The following is a 16621-nucleotide window of genomic DNA, read 5'->3' as shown; positions in this document are numbered from 1 at the left end:
CGCGGGACTGGGTTCCCGCCTGCGCGGGGACACGTTGGAGACGGCCTCTACCCACCGACCATGACCTTCCCCGCCATGTCAACCGTTACCGACACCCGCTCGCCCTCGCGCGCCAGCGTCACGGTCAGCGGGTCGGTCGGCAGGCCGGTGCCGTCGAACGCAATCTGCTGCCGCCCATCCTTGCCGACCAGCGCGCGGGTGCCGCCTTTCCAGTTGGCGGTGACGAAGGGCTTGTCCTCCAACGCCACCCATTGCCCGCCATCGCGGCGCTGAAAGCCATAGCCGGAGGCTGACACCCACAGCCCCATCGGGGCGGCGGTAACGACCGCTTCGTCGCGCGCGGCGGCAACGCGCGCGGCGAAGCGGTCGGCATCCTCGATCACGCGCCCGCGCGGATCGGGGATGGCCAGCACCACGGCAGCCGAAATGAAACCGATGATCGTCAGGACGACCATCAGCTCAACCAGCGTGAAGCCGCGCTCATTGGCACTTGAGCGCGTCCCCGCGAAGGCGGGGACCCAGGTTTGCGGACGCTGAGCGCGGAACCCTAGACTCCGGTTTTCGCCAGAGAACGGCTCACGGGGGTTACAGTTCGCTGGAATAGATATCCGCATTTTCACTCTCGCCGCCGGGCTGGCCATCCGCACCCAGCGAACTGATGTCGAACGCGCCCTTGCGCCCCGGCACGGTATAGACATAGGCGCGGCCCCACGGATCGTCGGGCAGCTTCTTGATATAGCCGCCACGCCGGTAACGCTGCGGCTGCGCCAGTGATGCGGGTGGATTGAGCAGCGCCTGCAACCCGTCCGACCCAGCCGGATAGGTCAGATTGTCGAGCCGATACTGCTCCAGCGCCTGTTCGATCGTCGCGATATCCGCCTTCGCCTTCTCTACCCGCGCGGTGTCGGTGGCCGGGATGACGTTGATCGCCACGATCGTCGCCAACAGGCCGATGATGACGATGACGACCATCAGCTCCACGAGGGTGAAGCCATGTTCGGCGGAACGCCTGACGGACCCAAATCCCTCTTCCCCGTTCGTCCTGAGCCTGTCGAAGGACTGTTCTTTTCTTCTGAAGAAAGGCAGGGCTTCGACAAGCTCAGCCCGAACGGATTTTAGTGTAACCATATTCAACTCCTAAGCCCCGGTCAGGCTTTGCAGCTGCAAGATCGGCAGCAGGATGGACAGGATGATGACGGCGACGATCGCGCCCATCATAATGATGATGATCGGTTCGAGCATGGCGAGCGCGGTGGAGGTGAAGGCGTCGAATTCGCGTTCCAGATATTCCGCTGCCCGCTCCAGCATCGTGTCGAGCCGCCCGGCGCTTTCGCCGCTCGCTGCCAGATAGACCAGCAAGGGCGGAAAAACTCCGGACCGCCGGAGCGCCGCCGACAGGCTGCCGCCGCCACGAATAGCCTCGACAATGTCATCCGACGCGCGCCGCAGCACCCGGTTGTGCACCGTGTTGGCGGTCAGCGTCAGCCCCTCCAGCAAGGGCAGGCGGCTTGCCACCATGGTCGAGAGCGTCCGCGCCATCCGCGCGGCGTGCAGATCACGGATCAGCTTGCCCAGCACCGGCAGACCCAGCAGCATCGCGTCGAAGCGATAATGGAAGCGCTCATTCTTCATCGCCCGCCAGAAGCCGACGCCAGCCAGTATGATCAGGATCAACAGCAGCCACCACCAGCCCGCCAGAAAAGCCGACAGTCCCATCACCATCCGGGTCAGCAGCGGCAATTCCTGCCCGACCGTGTCGAATTGCTCGACCACCTTGGGCACGACGAAGATCATCAGCGCCGCGACCACCAGCACCGCGAAACTGGCCAGCACCGACGGATAGGCAATCGCGGTCAGCACCTTGGACCGCATCAGCGCCTGCCGCTCCATCAGGTCGGACAGGCGCTCCATGATCGCGGGCAGGCTGCCCGAACTTTCGCCAGCGGAGATCATCGCGCGATAGAGTGGCGGAAAACTTTTCGGCTCCACGCCCAGCGCATCGGCCAGTCGCCGCCCTTCCATCACGCCGCCATGCACCTTGCCGACAATGAGCCGGACATGGTCCTGCTCGCTCTGCCGCCCGATGGTGCGCAGCGATTCCTCCAGCGGGCTGACCTGGGTCAGCGTCGCCAGCTGGCGGGTGAACAGGGTCAGTTCCTTGGGGCTGAGGCGCGGCGTGCGCAGCGACAGGCCTGTCCGCTTGCGCGCCACCTCGACCGCGCCGGCGCTGAGTTCGACAATGAACAGCTTGCGCGCGTCGAGCTTCGCCCGCGCATCCTCCAGCGTTTCGGCCTTCAGCGCGCCTTTCCGTTCCTTGCCCGCCGGGTCGATCGCGACATAGTCAAACTCAGCCATCGACGATGGTTTCCGCCTCGACGCTGTCGCGCCGCGACACGCGGATCGCTTCTTCCGCCGTCGTCTGCCCGTCGCGCACCAGCGCCCGCGCCGCCGATCCCAGATTGGGGGCGTTGAGGAAAGCGTGCCGCGCGATCAGCGATTCATCGCCGCCGTCGTTGATGAGACGGCGGATCGTGTCGTCGACCCGGATCGCCTCGAACACGCCGATCCGCCCCTTGTAGCCGGTGCCGCCACATTCGCCGCAACCCTTGGCGCGATAGATGATAGTGCCGGGATCGAAACCCAGCAAAGCGCTTGCCGACTTGTCCGCCTGCACTGGTTCGCGGCAATGCTGGCACAGCCGCCGCACCAGCCGCTGGGCGATGACGGCGCGCAGGGTGGAGGCGAGCAGGAAGGGTTCGACCCGCATGTCGCGCATCCGCGTGATCGCGCCAACTGCGTCATTGGTGTGAACCGTGGACAGCACCAGATGCCCGGTCAGCGATGCCTGCACCGCAATCTCCGCCGTCTCGCGATCGCGAATTTCGCCGACCATCACGACGTCGGGGTCCTGCCGCAGGATCGCGCGCAGCCCGGCGGCGAAGGTCAGCCCGACCTTGGCATTCACCTGCGTCTGGCCCACGCCCTCCATCGCATATTCGACCGGGTCCTCGACGGTCAGGATATTGCGGCTGCCATCGTTCAACTGCCGCAAACCGGCATAGAGCGTCGTCGTCTTGCCCGAACCGGTCGGCCCGGTGACCAGGATGATGCCATTGGGTTCGCTCAACCCCTCGCGGAAAATCCGGTCCGGCACCCCGTTCATGCCCAGCAGGTCGAGCGTGATCCCGGCATTTTCCTTGTCCAGGATACGCAGCACCACCCGCTCGCCTGCCCGGCTCGGCAGGGTCGATACGCGCACGTCGAGCAATTTGCCGCCCAGCGTCAGGCCGATCCGCCCGTCCTGCGGCACCCGTCGTTCGGCAATGTCGAGCCGCGCCATCACCTTGACGCGGCTGACCACCACCGGCGCGACATGGGGCGGCATCCGCAGCGTTTCGCGCAGCACCCCGTCGATCCGCATCCGGACGACCAGGCCCGTTTCATAGGGTTCGATATGAATGTCCGACACACCCTGCCGGGCGGCTTCGGCGATGATGCCGTTGATCAGCCGGATCGCAGGCGCGTCATCGGCGCTGTCTAGCAGATCGTCGGCGGTCGGGATATCGGCCGCCAACATGTCCAGCTCGTCCGCGCCCATGTCGATCGACCCGGCCATGGCCGCCGCGCTGCCATCCATCGCATAATGGTTGGACAGATGCCGGTCGAAATCGGCCGGATCGACAAAGCTGACATCGAAACTGCGCGCGAGATGGCGGCGGACTTCGAGCAGGATGCGCGGATCGCTGCCTTCACGCACCGCGATGGCCAGGCGCTCGCCCTCCTGCGGCAGCAGCACGACGCCATGCTTGCGCGCGAAGCTGTAGGGGATGTCGATGGCGCGTGGAGATGGAGCCGCCGAAACATCTGCGGACGCGGATGTGTGTTCGCTCATACAAAACTCCGTTCTGGCTGAGCGAAGTCGAAGCCTCCTGCTGAACGAAGTGAAGCAATGCCTTCGCTCCGCTCAGGCGAGGGCTTCGACAAGCTCAGCCCGAACGGGAGGAAAGGAGGGTGCATCACTTGCGTTCTCCGCTCGGCGCTATTTCGACCGGCCGCACCACGCCGCTCGACTGGCGCACGGTCGGTTCTATCACCTGTGGCGCGTTGGGCGGCACATCAGGCTGCACCACCGCATCGCCCGGCTGGGCGGCGACCGGCGGGGTTGCGCCCATATAGTCGCGGACCAGCTCGTCGATCGTCGGCTCCATGTCGGGATTGCGCTGCAACTGCATGTTGCGGACATAGCCGTAGCGCTGCTGGGTCAGCTTCTGCGCATCCTCCTTCGAGCGGAGGATGGTCGGACGGATGAACACCATCAAATTGGTCTTGGTCCGGCTGCGGCTGCGTGACTTGAACAGTTCGCCAAGGCCCGGAATGTCGCTGAGCAACGGGATGCGCTCAATCGTCTTGCGCTCATTATCGTCCAGCAGTCCGCCCAGCGCCAGTATCTCGCCATCATCGACCGTGACCGTCGTTTCGATCTCGCGCTTGTTGATGATGAGGTCGCTGCTGGAGTTGCTGACCGGTCCGGCCACGCTCGACACTTCCTGCCGCAGGAACAGCTTGATCGCGCCGCCGGTGTTGATCTGGGGCTTCACCTCCAGCTTGATGCCGACATCCTGTCGCTGGACGGTGCGGAACTGGTTGTCGAAATTCTGGGAGAGCGCCTCGCCCGTGGTCACCGGCACCTGTTGCCCGACCAGGATCGACGCCTTCTGATTGTCCAGCGTCATCACCGAGGGGGTGGAGAGAAGATTGCTTTCCGTATCGGACTTCACCGCATTGATGATCGCGCCGAAAATCCCGTTCTTGCCGATGCTGCCGCCAAGGCCTGCAATCGCCCCGGTAGCGCTGGTCAGGCTGTTGATCGCCGATTGCTGGAGCGTGCTGGCGAGATCGCCGCTATTTTGCACTTCGGTTGTGGTGCGCGTGCCATCAGGGGCGACCACGGTTGTCGTGGTGGTGCCGAGCTGCGTCGCGCCATAGGCACCCGCCAGCGTCAGCAGATTGGGCGAAGCGTTGCTGTAATTGGTCGCGGCAAAGCCGGTCGATGTGCTGCCGATCAGGAATTGCACGCCCAGCTTTTTGGCCGCTGCATCGCTGATTTCGACAATGATCGCCTCGACCAGCACCTGTTCGCGCCGCGTGTCGATCTGGCGGATGGTTTCGCCCAGCATCCGCTGCACGTCGCTATTGGCGGCAACGATGATCGCGTTCGCGCCCTCATAGCGGGTCACGATCGCCGGGCCGCGCGTCGAAATGCCGCTGCCACTGGACGAGGAGGATGCCGCCGCAACCGGAGGCGCCGCCGCGCTCGCGGGGGCCGCGCCGCCCGCCGCCGGGGTGGAGGCAGTGACCGGCTGGCTGGTCGATTGCCCGACCAGCTGCTGCAACACCGGCAGCAATTTTTCCGCGTCCGCATGTTCCAGCCAATAGACCCGGATTTCGGTGCCACTGGCGGCCTGCTGGTCCAGTTGCCGCGCCATCGCGACAAGGCGCGCGACAGTGTTGGCGTCCCCACGGATCGCGACGGCATTGCTGCTGTCGATCGGCACCACGGTCGCTGCCGACGGCGAAGCATTCTCGCCCCCGCCGCTGCTTACCACCAGCGCCTGAAGCGATGTCGCAATCTCCCGCGCACCGGCATTTTTCAGCATGACCATCTGCGTCGACGACACATCGCGATCGACCCGTGCGATCACCTGCCGGATGCGGGCGATATTGTCGGCATAGTCGGCCACGACCACGCTATTGCCGGCGCGATTGGCGGTCACCGACCCGTCCTTGCTGACCAGCGGGCGCAGCGTTTCCAGCGCGCTTGCGGCATCGATGGAGCGCAGGCGGAATACTTCGGTCACGAAACTGTTGCGATTGGCCGCGCGGCCCACGCTGCTGGGCTGCCCGGCTGCGCCATCGGCGGGCTGGATGCGATAGGCGCCGCCGGGCGCTGGCACGGCGACGAGGCCATTGGCGCGCAGCGTGGACAAAACGATCTCGAAATATTCAGACCGCGACAAGGGCCGGTCGGTCACGACCGACACTTTCCCCTGCACCCGATTGTCGATGATGAAGGTGCGCCCCGTCACCCGCGCGGCATCCTGAATGAAGGCGCGAATATCGGCGTCGCGGACGTTCAGCGTCTGCTGCGCCATGCCCGGCGCGGCCAGAACCAGCGCAAGCGCGGCGGAAAGGGGGAGGAAATATCTGGTCATTGGCCTTGCACTATAAGGTTCACCGAAGCGACGGCCGCGCCGCGCTCCACGGTCAGGGACAGGCGCGCGCCGGGCGCGATCTGATTTTGTACGGACTGGAGGTCGCCCACCGGCTGGCCGTTAATCTGGCTGATAATGTCGCCGGGCCGGAAACCGGCACTGGCAAAGCCCGGTCCCTTAGCGCTGACCGCCAGCCCGGTCACCCGGCCATTCTGCATCCGGGGCGCAAAACCAATGTCGCGTTTCAGGCTGTCGGCGGTCGGGCCAGCCGATGGCGGCGGCGATACGGGCGGCGGTGCCTGTGTTTCGCCGCCTTCCGGGGCAGCCGTGGGCGCTGGCGTCGACTGGTCGAGGAATATCTGCTCTTCGGCCCCGCCCCGGTCGATCGTCACATGATCGAACGCCACCGATTTCAGCACCACGCCGGGCAGGATTTCATCCCCCACGGCAAAACTGCTCTGCACCCCGTCGGGCGCAGCGATGATTGCAGATCCCAGCCCGGAACCTTCGTTCAACCGGATGCCATAGAGGGTCAGCGCCAGCGATGTGACGACGCCATTGCCCGCCGTCTGTGGCGCGCCGGTGCGAAAGAAGGGATCGAAGCTGGCGAACAAAGCCTGCCGTGCGGCCGGGGTCAGCAATTGCGCCTGCCGCCCTTCCCATGGACCGAAACTGCCCACCGGCGTCACGACCACCCAGGCCAGCCGCACCAGTTGCAGCGCCAGCAGGGCGATCAGCCCCTTTTCCAGCAGCGCCAGCCCGTCAATCGACCGACCCCGCAACCTGTTGGCGATCGCCACCCGCATCTGCCTTGCTTGCCCCTTTGTGATGGGCCGCTGCTAAGCACTTCCTCTTACGGCTGGATGACAGTGATGTGACTGATTTGTGACAGGCGAAATTCCGCCGTCATGGCGCTTGCATTTCCGGGCCTGGCCAGTAGCAGAATCGCCCTCTCAGGCCTTGTTTATGAGTGTCATGCCCGATCATCCCGCCGCCGCAGATGCCGACCCGGTCTGGATCGCCAGCCATCCCCGCGTCCAGCGTGTCCCCAGCCGTGACCTCAGCCTGTTCATCCGGCGCGATTTCCTTGTCGCGGACGAATGTGCCGCGCTGATCGAGCGCATCAAGGCGGATCGCCGTCCCTCCACCATCGCGGACGCCAATGGCGATGGCTATTTTCGCACCAGCGAAACCTGCGACCTCGATCATGCCGACCCGTTCGTCGCCATGATCGACGCCAAGCTCGCCGCCTTTGCCGGGATCGACCCCGCTTATGGCGAACCGATCCAGGGCCAGCGCTATGATGTGGGGCAGGAGTTCAAGGCCCATACCGACTATTTCGACCCCAAGGGCGCGGACTATGCGAAATATTGCGCGGTCGCGGGCAACCGCACCTGGACGCTGATGGTCTATCTGGACGCGCCAAAGGCAGGCGGCGCAACCCGCTTTCCCCAGATCGGCAAGACCGTCCAGCCGGAAACCGGCAAGCTGCTCGCGTGGAACAACCGGATCGCGCCGGGTCAGCCCAACCCCGCGAGCCTCCACCACGGCATGAAGGTCCGCGCCGGGGTGAAGCATGTCATCACCAAATGGTATCGCGAAAGGCCATGGGGATAATATCTTCAAGGCACGGCAAACAATCCATAGCCTGGCATTATATGTCGCGCATCATTCGCTATTTGACTCGCAACGCCCGACCATTACCCCTGTCCAGACAGCAGGAAGCATAATGGTGAATGCGGTTCCGCTGAGATAGAATCAGTAGGGATCGCTATGTCGCAAATCACCCGTCGCGAACTGACATTGGCGGGTCTGGCGTCGATCGTCATGGCCGCATCCGGCAGGACGATCGCGCAGGCATCGGCAATGGGGACAGATTCTGCCCTCTGGTACGTCAATCCTGAACTGCGCCCTGCCGCGCTGCGGATGCAGGCCGAAGCGAAGATGTTTCCGCCCGTCTCGTCGGAAACGCTCCCTTCCATGCGCAACCGCCAATGGGATACACGCGCGCCATTGCCGGACGTGCCTTACGCCAAAAAATCGATAGCAGGGCTTGGGAAAGCCCCGGATGTCGCCATCTATGTCGTCAATGCCCGGCCCGGAACGTCGCGACCGGCCATTCTCCATACCCATGGTGGCGGCTTTATCACCGGCTCCCCCAGTGGCGACCTTATCAATCTTCAGGCAATCGCTCAGGCGCTTGATGCCGTCATCGTCTCGGTCGATTATCGTCTGGCCCCCGAAACCCGTTACGACGGGTCGATCGATGACAATTATGCCGCGCTTCTGTGGTTGAGCCGCAATAGTGCCGCACTGGGTGCCGACCCCCGACGCATTGCCGTGATGGGGGAAAGCGCTGGTGGCGGACATGCCGCGTTACTCGCGCTGACGGCCAGAGACAGGGGGGAGGTTCCGCTGGCCTTCCAATGCCTGACCTACCCCATGCTGGACGATCGCACCGGCACGTCGCGGCAGGTGCCCGCGCATGTGGGAACCCTGGTCTGGACCGCCGCATCGAATAAATTTGGCTGGCAGTCCTTCCTGGGTCGGGCACCTGGCGGGGCCACTGCCCCTGGCGGCGGCGTGCCGGCGCGTATGTCCGACCTGTCCAACTTACCACCCTGCTGGATCGGCGTAGGGTCTATCGACCTGTTTGTGCAGGAAGATATGGATTATGCCCGTCGCCTGATCGACAGCGGCAATCTGTGTGAATTGCTGGTCGTGCCAGGCGCTTTTCACGGTTTCGAGATGATCGCGCCAGACACAGGCTTAGCGCAGAGTTTCAAAACTGCCCGACTGAACGCGCTGAAGCGCGGTCTGGCTATCCCAAATTAAACGGGGCCGCGCGAACGCGGCCCCGTTGATATCAGAAGGCCACCGTCATCGACGCGGCGATGGTCGTGCCGACCTTGTAGCGGTTATAATAGACGCGGTTGCCGTCCTGTTCCTGGAACTCCTGGAACTTGCGGCCCAATATGTTGCGCGCCTCGAACTTGACTTCGCTGTTGATGCCGCCGGGCAGCTTGACCGCCTGCCGCGCAACGAAGTCGAGCTGTACGCCCGGCCGTTCCTTGATGTCGGGCTGCAGGTTCGGGCCACGGCTGGTGACGCGGTCGCTGGCATAGGTCAGCAACAATGTCTGCTGTGACAAAGTGTCGGTATCTTCCAGACCCAGTTGCAGGTTGACCAGATGGTCCGACTGCCCCGTCAGCGGCACGCCATTGAGGAAGAAGTCGGACGCCGCCGGTGGCTCGCCAGTGGTGTAGGTATAGGGGATGGTTGTGTCACCTGCCCCGACCTTCAGCTTCGACTGGGTGTAGGTATAGTTGCCGATCAGCGCGATCCGGCGGCTAACGAAAAAGTTCGAGTCCGAAAACCCGTCCAGCGGCACATATTTCTGCACTTCCACTTCCGCGCCGTACAGCGTCGCTTCGGGCGCATTGGCGAAGCTGGTCGTGACATTATAGGTGTCGGTGATGGTCGTGTAGGTCTCGATCGGATTTTCGATCTTCTTGTAGAAGGCCGCTGCCGTGATCCGCTCGTCCTTGCCCATATACCATTCCGCCCGGATGTCCGCATTCCACAACTGGCTGTCCTGAAGGAACGGGTTGCCGCGGAAGAAACGGTTGGATTCGGTGTCGAGATAGGGCTGGGCGATCAGTTCGCGGAATTGCGGGCGGGCAATCGTCTTGGACCCGCTGGCGCGCAGTTGCAGACCCTTGGCCGCTTCGAGCGTGAAGGTCACGGCTGGCAGCCAGTAATCCTTGCGGATTTCGTTGAACGGGGTCAGCCCGGTGCTGTACACATCGACGCCCGTCACCGACATTTCGCCCTTTTCGTAGCGAACGCCGGCATTGACGGAAAGACCCGCAAACAGGTCCGCCTGCACCTGGGCATAGCCCGCATGGGTGCGCAGCGCCGCGTCGTATACCGGATAATTGCCCGAAAATTCGAGCAGGCCGATATCATAGAGCTGGATCGTCGCGTCCGACAGCAGATAGTCGGGGCGCAATTGCTGCACCGGCACCGGCAGGTTGACGGCATCGAAATGCAGCTCATAGCGCGACGAACGGCGCTTGGTGTCGTTGAAGGCATAGCCCGCCGTCAGCGAGAAGCCCGGCGCGATCTTATAGCTCCAGTCGGCGCCGGCGAACCACAAATCTTCGTTGAGGTCGCTGAACGTGGCCGACGCATCGCCGCGCTGGCGATTGAGCGCATTGACGAAACGGTCGCCAACCGGATCGGTCGCCAGGTCGCGATTGGTGCGCACATAGACAAATTCGCGCTCATAAGGGGCTTCGCGCTGCGAATTGGCAAAGCCGCCACGCACGTCGAGGCTCAACGCATCGGAAAATTTGAACTCCCCGACCAGCTGTGTGTCGATCAACTGCCGCTCATACCAGGCGGTATTCTGCTGCAGGAAATCGGCATCCTGAATGGTGCCGTCATTGCGGCCCACCGCCAGCGCGCTGCGCTTGGTGGTGTCGCGGATGTAGAGGTTGGTCCAGCGCAGCTTCTGGTCGCCCAGTTCCAGCCCGACGCCCAGCAGGCCGTTGACCGTGATCTCATTATCGGTGCTGACCTGCTGGTAGCTTTTGCCAGCCCCTGCCCCGACATCGAGCGATGCCTGTTGCAGATTGTCGCGGGTGCGCCACTTGTTGCTGTAGGATGCCGTGGCGATCACGCCCAGCCGTCCATCGCTGCCGACATCGACCGCCGTACCCGCGTTGATCGAGCCGGAGAAGTTGAACGGCAGGCTGTTGGTCCGCTGCACGACCGAAGTGGCAGAGTTCAGGAACTGCATTGCAATCGCCTGCTGGTCGGTCCGGCCGATATTGGCGAACGGAACACCGCTGCCGATCGCCTGCTTGAGCAGCGGCGGCACGTCGCGCGAACTGTCGTCAAAACCGGTCCAGTCGGACTTGGAGCCATAATGGGTATAGCCCAATTGCCCCGACGTTTCGGTATTGGCCGAACTGCCAAAGCCGATTTCCAGATAGCTTTCGGCGGGAATCGCCTTGGTCGTCAGATTGATGACGCCGCCGCCAAATTCGCCGGGGAAGTTGGCCGAGAAGGTCTTTTGCACCAGCGTCGATGCGATCACGCTGGTCGGGAACAGATCAAGCGGAACAACGCGCTTCAAGGGTTCGGGGCTTGGCAGCGGCGACCCGTTGAGCAGCGCGAGCGAATAGCGATCGCCCAGGCCGCGGACATAGACATAGCCGCCGGACACGACCGACAGGCCGGTGACGCGCTGGAGCGACCCGGCAATATCGCCCTCGCCCGTGCGTTTGATGTCGGCGGCGGACAGGACGTTCACGACCTGCGGGGCGGCCTGCGACACGTTGGTGGTGCGGCGACCGGTGACGACGATGTCCGCGCCGGGGATCGACACGTCGACATTGCCGGCATCGGAATCGGCCTGTTCGGCGGCGGTTGGCGTGCCGGATGTAACGGCACCGCCAGCGTCCGCGCCGGTCGTGGCGGCCGGGTCGGTTTGCGCCATGGCACCAGGTGCGACCAGGGCGGATGAAATCAGGAGCAGGCGCGCCAGGCTGAGCGGCTTCGACATGCTAGGGGTCCCCCTTTGGGAATTGCAGTGCAAAGAAGGCGGGGAAGCGCGACAGCACGCTCCCCCGCCCCTGTTGAGGTCGTGGGTCCGATCAGGTCGTCGGGATCGCCGTGCAGTCCTTGCTGGTGGTGCCGAAGTTGGCGGTCACCGAATTGCAGGTCCAGCCGGCATACCAGGTGTCGCTGCTGTCCTTGACCGCACCGATATAGTTGGTGGTGGTGAAGGCAGCATCAATCGTCTTGGGGTCAACCGCGGTGCGCGCGGTTTCGGTCGCACCGTTGATGAAGAGGCTGGTCAGCGACGGGGTGTAGCTGATCGTGCTGTTGGCACCCGCTTCGAAGATCGACTGGACGGCTGCGGCGTCAACGCCACGGCTGCCCTTATATGGCGTGCTGTTGCACTGCATCACGACCGAGATATAGCGCGGCTTGCCGGCATCCTGCAGCGCCGTATCGGCGTCGCGGGTCGTGGTCGTGCTGTCGATGCGCAGGCAGCTGTTGGTCGGCGACACGATGATGCCGTTCACCAGCGCCAGGTCCGCACCACCGCGCAGCAGCATGGCCGCGCCATTGCTGCCCGTGGTCGAACGCTGGATATAGGTGAAGTTGGCCATCTTCAGATATTGGCGGGGCAGAGCGTCCTCACCATTATTGGCCGCCGAACCACCGTTGGAGTCGGTTTCGAGGAAACCGTCGCCAATGTCGTTGTTCGCGCGCTGGGCGCTGATGACATATTGCACGGTGCCGCGATAGCCGACGTCGGAGTCGAAATTGTCGTCCTCGTTGCCGGTCAGCACCAGGTAACGATAGTTGGAGCTGCCGCCAAAGGCTTCGATGCCATCGTCCGAGCTGTTGTGGACCTGGATATGGTCGATCACCGTGCCGGTGCCGACGCCCGACGGGGTCAGGCCCTGCAATTCGCTGCCGCCCGCAAGAGCAAAGCCCGAATAGCGGATCTGGACATAGGACATGCGACCCGAACTGTCGGCATCGTTCGCGCCACCATAAAGCGCGCCGCTGCTGCCTTCGGTATCACGCTCGCACGCCGTGGTGCCGGGCGCTGCGGCCGGGGCCAGACAGTCGGTGATCTTCGCACGGCCAAGCAGCACGACGCCGCCCCACTGGCCCGACGACTGGTCGGTCGCGGTGCCCAGCACATTTTCACGGCTGGTGAAAACGATCGGCTGCGAAGCGGTGCCGACAGCGTTGATCTTGTTGCCACGATTGACCGCCAGATAGGCGTTACCGGTAGCGGCGAAGATGGTGACGCCCGGATCGATCGTCAGCGTGACGTCGGTGTTGGTGCTCGCAGCACCCTGGTCAGTGCCGACATCGACGCGGCCGGGCAGCGAATAGATGACGCCTGCGACCTTGGCGATCGCGGTCGAGCTGGTGAAGCGCGTCGGGAAACCGCAGTTGCGCCACGTATTGCCACCATCGGAAATGGTGCCCAGGTCCGAAAGCTGCGCGGAACCGGCAATGGTCGGGCAGTTGGCGGCCGGGGTCACGCCGGTCGGCGTGGGGGTCGGCGTGGGCGTGGGGGTTGGCGTCGGGGTCGGCGCGGGGATGACAATGGTGCCCTCGCCCGGCGAAGCGATGTCGTCAGCGCCGCAGGCGCTCAGGCCTATACAGGCGCAGCTCGCCATCAGGATCGTGTGGATACGGTTAATCTTGGCCATGTCGTCTCCGCTCCGGTGGACACCGGGTTTGTTGCTATGCGGAGCGCAGGGGATATGATTCGGACAACGCCCCCTGTCGCCCTCCGAAGGGGCAGTTAGGGACGTCCGGTGACAGGCTTGTTCTGTTTTGGTGACGAAATGGCGTCACTAAAATTACAGTTTAGTGACTTACGTTATGGTTTGATGACAAGGGCGCCATTTCGCATGGCTCCCCGCCATAATCGCTTGAAATAAAGCGCTTCGATCAGCGCGAGGCATAAACCGGCGTCAGGCGACTCATCGCCCGCCGCGCCACGTCGCGCGACGACTGTTCGCTGCCATCGGCCAGTACCAGGGTCATTTCGGGCGAGAAGCGCGCGGACTTATAGGCCGAATACGCGTCAACCACACGACCCATGCCTGCATAGGCGTTGCCAAGGTTGATGAGGCGCGCGGGATCATTGGCGCTGTCTGGCCACACAGCCTTGAGCCGCTTGGCGGCCTTTTCAAAATGACCCGCCGTCAGGTCGCGCGCAGCCAGACCGCCATCGGGAACGCCGACAACGATCACATCCTCCGAAGCGCCTTGCGCCATGGCGGGGGTGACGCACGCCAGAGCAAAACCGGCGATAAGGGCGACCTTCAGCATCATATTTTCTCCAGCAAAACTTTCTGACTATAGCGATGATTATTTCACTATGATGACAGTAGCGCAATAGCGGTTCGGTCGCTGAAAAAGGATTTTGTTTTCTGTTAAAACAGATAGTTATGATTTTTTCTTCATACTGTCATAAAATTGTAATTGAAAAGACAGTCGGAGTCGATACCGATTCGCCCAGCAGGATTTTGTACTGAAATGCGCCCTCGGTGCATCAGCACCGGCCATCGTCATGCGCTCCTCCACGCATGTCGAGACAGGTTCGCCGCGCCAGGCGATTGATCAAGCGACGCCAGCGATGCAGGATAACAAAAATGAAGAAGGTCCGGGAGGTTCTGTTGCCCGGCCCTCCCGGAGGCCGCTGAATTCCCTTCTGTTGCCCGGTGGGTTCAACCGCGCTATTTTAGAGTGAGGTCAGGCCGTTAGGCCCTCATTCACGCTGCAATGGCGAGTGCTTCGTTATCGTTGGCACTTATGAGTTTTGCACAGTTTAACGGCTTACACGGGCCGGGTAAAAATATCGCCTTTGAACACACGTCGATCCTAGTTCGGCCCCGTCAGACATCCCGTCCGGCATGTCTGCCAACCGGGATATGTGGTGGAACCGCCGGGTACTGCCCCCGGGTCCGCTGCGTCTATTATACGACACACTTTATCACCATAGCCGGGCGAACCCGGCCCGACCCATATGGGCGTAAAGTTGCGCCTTTTCAAGCCGCCGCATAAGGGAAAGCCCATGTGTATCGTGACAATGGCATGGGCGGCCCATCCGCGCTGGCATCTGGTGCTGGCGGGCAATCGCGACGAACATCATGTTCGCCCCTCCGCCGCGCTGGCGCAATGGGATGACCGGCCCGGCGTCATCGCGGGGCGTGACCTGCAATCGGGCGGCACATGGGCAGGCGTGTCCGATACCGGCCGCATGGCCGTGGTTACCAACCAGCGCGGCTATGGCATGGCGCATCCCGACCGCGCCTCTCGCGGCGCGCTGGTGACGGATATGCTGACGGGCGATGGAGCTTATGCCGCGCCGACGCTGGCGGCGCTCGACGATTTCAACCCGTTCAGCCTGATCGCGGTGGACCGTCACCGCGCCCGACTGCTGACCAACCGCCCCCAGCCTGACGCGATCGACCTGCCCCCCGGCATTATCGGCCTGTCCAACGGCCCGTTCGATACGCCCTGGCCCAAAACACAGCAGCTGAACGCGATGCTGGCCGACTGGTTGGCGACGGGGCAGGATGATCCGGCGCTGCTGTTCACCGCGCTACGCACCGAAACCCTGCCCGACGACACAGCGCCGGACGCCGAGCCATCCCCCATCTTCATCCGCGATGCCATCTACGGCACCCGATGCAGCACGATCATCACGATCGACTACGCAGGACAGGGCATGATCGCCGAACGCCGCTATGACGCGGGCGGACAGCTGACCGGCGAAACCCGGATAGAGTTCGCCTGGCCTCTCTAGCGCAGCACCGAACGCGGCTGGCGCGCCAGATGGAGCGAGGACCGGACTACCGGCGACTCGATCAGTTTGTTTTTCATCAGGTCGCGCATCCGGTCGGCCCCATCGGGGTTCAGCATCACCACGCGGGTGCCGCCCGATGTCAGCGCTTCAATGGTCGATACGGCCAGCGCGTGCTTGGTGCAGAGCGCCTGCACATCGGCCAGCGGCGCATTGATGTTGATCGCGCGGCTCATGCGGCGCGGCTCGCGACAGCGATGATGGAAAGACGGATGATATGGTCCAAGAGAAAGCGCCTTGCTGGCAAGCGGGAGCGCTGGGCGTCTCTCGGTCACGCGAATGCTTGCGGGCAGGGTTCGCGTCGATGGACCGGCCCTAGCAGAGGCATGTGTCCCCGTCGCGACATTTATGGCGCAGCCCGCTTCCCCTTGCCGCCCTGCCTCTCTATAGCCCTGATCCCATGATCCTCGTCATCGACAATTATGACAGCTTCACCTGGAACCTGGTCCATTATCTGATGGAACTGGGCGCACGGGTGGAGGTCGTCCGCAACGACGCCATTTCAGCGGGCCAGGCGCTGTCCAGTGGAGCAAAGGCCTTTCTGCTCTCGCCCGGTCCCTGCACCCCCAATGAAGCGGGCGTCAGCCTCGATCTCGTCGCCGCCTGTGCCGACGCTGGCGCGCCCTTGCTGGGCGTATGCCTCGGCCATCAGGCGATCGGCCAGCATTTCGGCGGCAAGGTCGTGCGCGGCGGCCTGATGCATGGCAAGACATCGCCCGTCACCCATGACGGCACAGGCCTGTTCGCCGGTATCCCCTCCCCCTTCACCGCCACCCGCTATCACTCGCTGATTGTCGAGGATATTCCTGACAGTCTTGTCGTCAACGCGACCAGCGAGGACGGATCGGTCATGGGCTTCCGCCACGCGACCCTGCCCATCCATTCGGTCCAGTTCCACCCCGAAAGCATCGCCACCGAACATGGCCATGACATGCTGGCCAATTTCATGAAGATTGCGGGCATGAAGGTGAAGGCGCGCGAGGCAGCCTGACCG

The 16621-nt window shown here is 63.4% G+C and carries 13 protein-coding genes, 1 other RNA gene and 1 pseudogene; 4 read left to right on the top strand and 11 right to left on the bottom strand.

Annotated features, from left to right (window positions below; translation table 11 throughout):
* Positions 1-47: 47 nt before the first annotated feature.
* The 6 genes and pseudogenes from Q0D44_RS10590 to Q0D44_RS10565 all read right to left on the bottom strand — a co-directional run.
* Positions 48-476 (bottom strand): annotated as a pseudogene (locus Q0D44_RS10590) (GspH/FimT family pseudopilin); the annotation flags it as partial.
* Between the two features lie 109 nt (positions 477-585).
* The gene (gspG, locus tag Q0D44_RS10585; RefSeq protein ID WP_217672182.1) at positions 586-1128 is read right to left on the bottom strand and encodes a type II secretion system major pseudopilin GspG; all 543 of its coding nucleotides are present in this window, start codon (positions 1126-1128) and stop codon (positions 586-588) included.
* A gap of 9 nt (positions 1129-1137) precedes the next feature.
* Entirely contained in the window at positions 1138-2355 is a 1218-nt protein-coding gene (gspF, locus tag Q0D44_RS10580) for a type II secretion system inner membrane protein GspF (protein ID WP_294136383.1), read from the bottom strand.
* Positions 2348-3892: a type II secretion system ATPase GspE gene (gene gspE, locus Q0D44_RS10575; protein WP_294136381.1), complete on the bottom strand. Its 1545-nt coding sequence runs from the start codon at positions 3890-3892 to the stop codon at positions 2348-2350. The genes gspF and gspE overlap by 8 nt, the downstream gene beginning before the upstream one ends.
* 124 nt (positions 3893-4016) lie before the next feature.
* Entirely contained in the window at positions 4017-6212 is a 2196-nt protein-coding gene (gene gspD, locus Q0D44_RS10570) for a type II secretion system secretin GspD (protein WP_294136378.1), read from the bottom strand.
* Positions 6209-7018, bottom strand: a complete 810-nt coding sequence (locus Q0D44_RS10565; protein WP_294136375.1) for a type II secretion system protein N — start codon at positions 7016-7018, stop codon at positions 6209-6211. Before Q0D44_RS10565 ends, gspD begins: the two co-directional genes overlap by 4 nt.
* 169 nt (positions 7019-7187) lie before the next feature.
* Here Q0D44_RS10565 and Q0D44_RS10560 point away from each other — a divergent pair, with 169 nt between their 5' ends.
* Positions 7188-7829 carry a 2OG-Fe(II) oxygenase gene (locus tag Q0D44_RS10560; protein WP_294136503.1) on the top strand — a complete coding sequence of 214 codons (642 nt, stop codon included), beginning with the start codon at positions 7188-7190 and terminating at the stop codon, positions 7827-7829.
* Between the two features lie 156 nt (positions 7830-7985).
* Positions 7986-9047 carry an alpha/beta hydrolase gene (locus tag Q0D44_RS10555; protein WP_294136373.1) on the top strand — a complete coding sequence of 354 codons (1062 nt, stop codon included), beginning with the start codon at positions 7986-7988 and terminating at the stop codon, positions 9045-9047.
* A gap of 31 nt (positions 9048-9078) precedes the next feature.
* On the opposite strand, the gene Q0D44_RS10550 is transcribed toward Q0D44_RS10555, so the two are convergent.
* The 4 genes from Q0D44_RS10550 to ssrA all read right to left on the bottom strand — a co-directional run bounded on the left by Q0D44_RS10550 (position 9079) and on the right by ssrA (position 14817).
* A complete protein-coding gene (locus Q0D44_RS10550) occupies positions 9079-11784 on the bottom strand; it encodes a TonB-dependent receptor (protein ID WP_294136371.1) in 2706 nt (901 codons plus the stop codon).
* Positions 11785-11875: 91 nt separating this feature from the next.
* Complete coding sequence (locus Q0D44_RS10545; protein WP_217672176.1) at positions 11876-13462, bottom strand: hypothetical protein; 1587 nt, start codon at positions 13460-13462, stop codon at positions 11876-11878.
* A 244-nt stretch (positions 13463-13706) separates the two neighbouring features.
* A complete protein-coding gene (locus Q0D44_RS10540; protein WP_294136368.1) occupies positions 13707-14093 on the bottom strand; it encodes a tetratricopeptide repeat protein in 387 nt (128 codons plus the stop codon).
* Between the two features lie 368 nt (positions 14094-14461).
* Positions 14462-14817: a transfer-messenger RNA gene (gene ssrA, locus Q0D44_RS10535) on the bottom strand.
* A gap of 18 nt (positions 14818-14835) precedes the next feature.
* Between ssrA and Q0D44_RS10530 the strand changes: the two genes are divergently transcribed.
* The gene (locus Q0D44_RS10530; protein ID WP_294136366.1) at positions 14836-15570 is read left to right on the top strand and encodes an NRDE family protein; all 735 of its coding nucleotides are present in this window, start codon (positions 14836-14838) and stop codon (positions 15568-15570) included.
* On the opposite strand, the gene Q0D44_RS10525 is transcribed toward Q0D44_RS10530, so the two are convergent.
* Complete coding sequence (locus Q0D44_RS10525; RefSeq protein WP_294136363.1) at positions 15567-15803, bottom strand: hypothetical protein; 237 nt, start codon at positions 15801-15803, stop codon at positions 15567-15569. The two genes, Q0D44_RS10530 and Q0D44_RS10525, sit on opposite strands and share 4 nt — an antisense overlap.
* A 224-nt stretch (positions 15804-16027) precedes the next feature.
* Between Q0D44_RS10525 and Q0D44_RS10520 the strand changes: the two genes are divergently transcribed.
* The gene (locus Q0D44_RS10520; RefSeq protein ID WP_294136362.1) at positions 16028-16618 is read left to right on the top strand and encodes an aminodeoxychorismate/anthranilate synthase component II; all 591 of its coding nucleotides are present in this window, start codon (positions 16028-16030) and stop codon (positions 16616-16618) included.
* Positions 16619-16621: the final 3 nt, after the last annotated feature.

The organism is Sphingobium sp., assembly GCA_023266575.1.
GTDB lineage: Bacteria > Pseudomonadota > Alphaproteobacteria > Sphingomonadales > Sphingomonadaceae > Sphingobium.
This window is presented reverse-complemented; position numbering and strand designations above follow the sequence as displayed.

What these genes read in the sequence shown, in the direction of transcription:
- gspG (WP_217672182.1), bottom strand. Translation starts at nt 1,128, where the DNA reads ATGGTTACACTAAAATCCGTTCGGGCTGAGCTTGTCGAAGCCCTGCCT.
- gspF (WP_294136383.1), bottom strand. Translation starts at nt 2,355, where the DNA reads ATGGCTGAGTTTGACTATGTCGCGATCGACCCGGCGGGCAAGGAACGG.
- gspE (WP_294136381.1), bottom strand. Translation starts at nt 3,892, where the DNA reads ATGAGCGAACACACATCCGCGTCCGCAGATGTTTCGGCGGCTCCATCT.
- gspD (WP_294136378.1), bottom strand. Translation starts at nt 6,212, where the DNA reads ATGACCAGATATTTCCTCCCCCTTTCCGCCGCGCTTGCGCTGGTTCTG.
- Q0D44_RS10565 (WP_294136375.1), bottom strand. Translation starts at nt 7,018, where the DNA reads ATGCGGGTGGCGATCGCCAACAGGTTGCGGGGTCGGTCGATTGACGGG.
- Q0D44_RS10560 (WP_294136503.1), top strand. Translation starts at nt 7,188, where the DNA reads ATGCCCGATCATCCCGCCGCCGCAGATGCCGACCCGGTCTGGATCGCC.
- Q0D44_RS10555 (WP_294136373.1), top strand. Translation starts at nt 7,986, where the DNA reads ATGTCGCAAATCACCCGTCGCGAACTGACATTGGCGGGTCTGGCGTCG.
- Q0D44_RS10550 (WP_294136371.1), bottom strand. Translation starts at nt 11,784, where the DNA reads ATGTCGAAGCCGCTCAGCCTGGCGCGCCTGCTCCTGATTTCATCCGCC.
- Q0D44_RS10545 (WP_217672176.1), bottom strand. Translation starts at nt 13,462, where the DNA reads ATGGCCAAGATTAACCGTATCCACACGATCCTGATGGCGAGCTGCGCC.
- Q0D44_RS10540 (WP_294136368.1), bottom strand. Translation starts at nt 14,093, where the DNA reads ATGATGCTGAAGGTCGCCCTTATCGCCGGTTTTGCTCTGGCGTGCGTC.
- Q0D44_RS10530 (WP_294136366.1), top strand. Translation starts at nt 14,836, where the DNA reads ATGTGTATCGTGACAATGGCATGGGCGGCCCATCCGCGCTGGCATCTG.
- Q0D44_RS10525 (WP_294136363.1), bottom strand. Translation starts at nt 15,803, where the DNA reads ATGAGCCGCGCGATCAACATCAATGCGCCGCTGGCCGATGTGCAGGCG.
- Q0D44_RS10520 (WP_294136362.1), top strand. Translation starts at nt 16,028, where the DNA reads ATGATCCTCGTCATCGACAATTATGACAGCTTCACCTGGAACCTGGTC.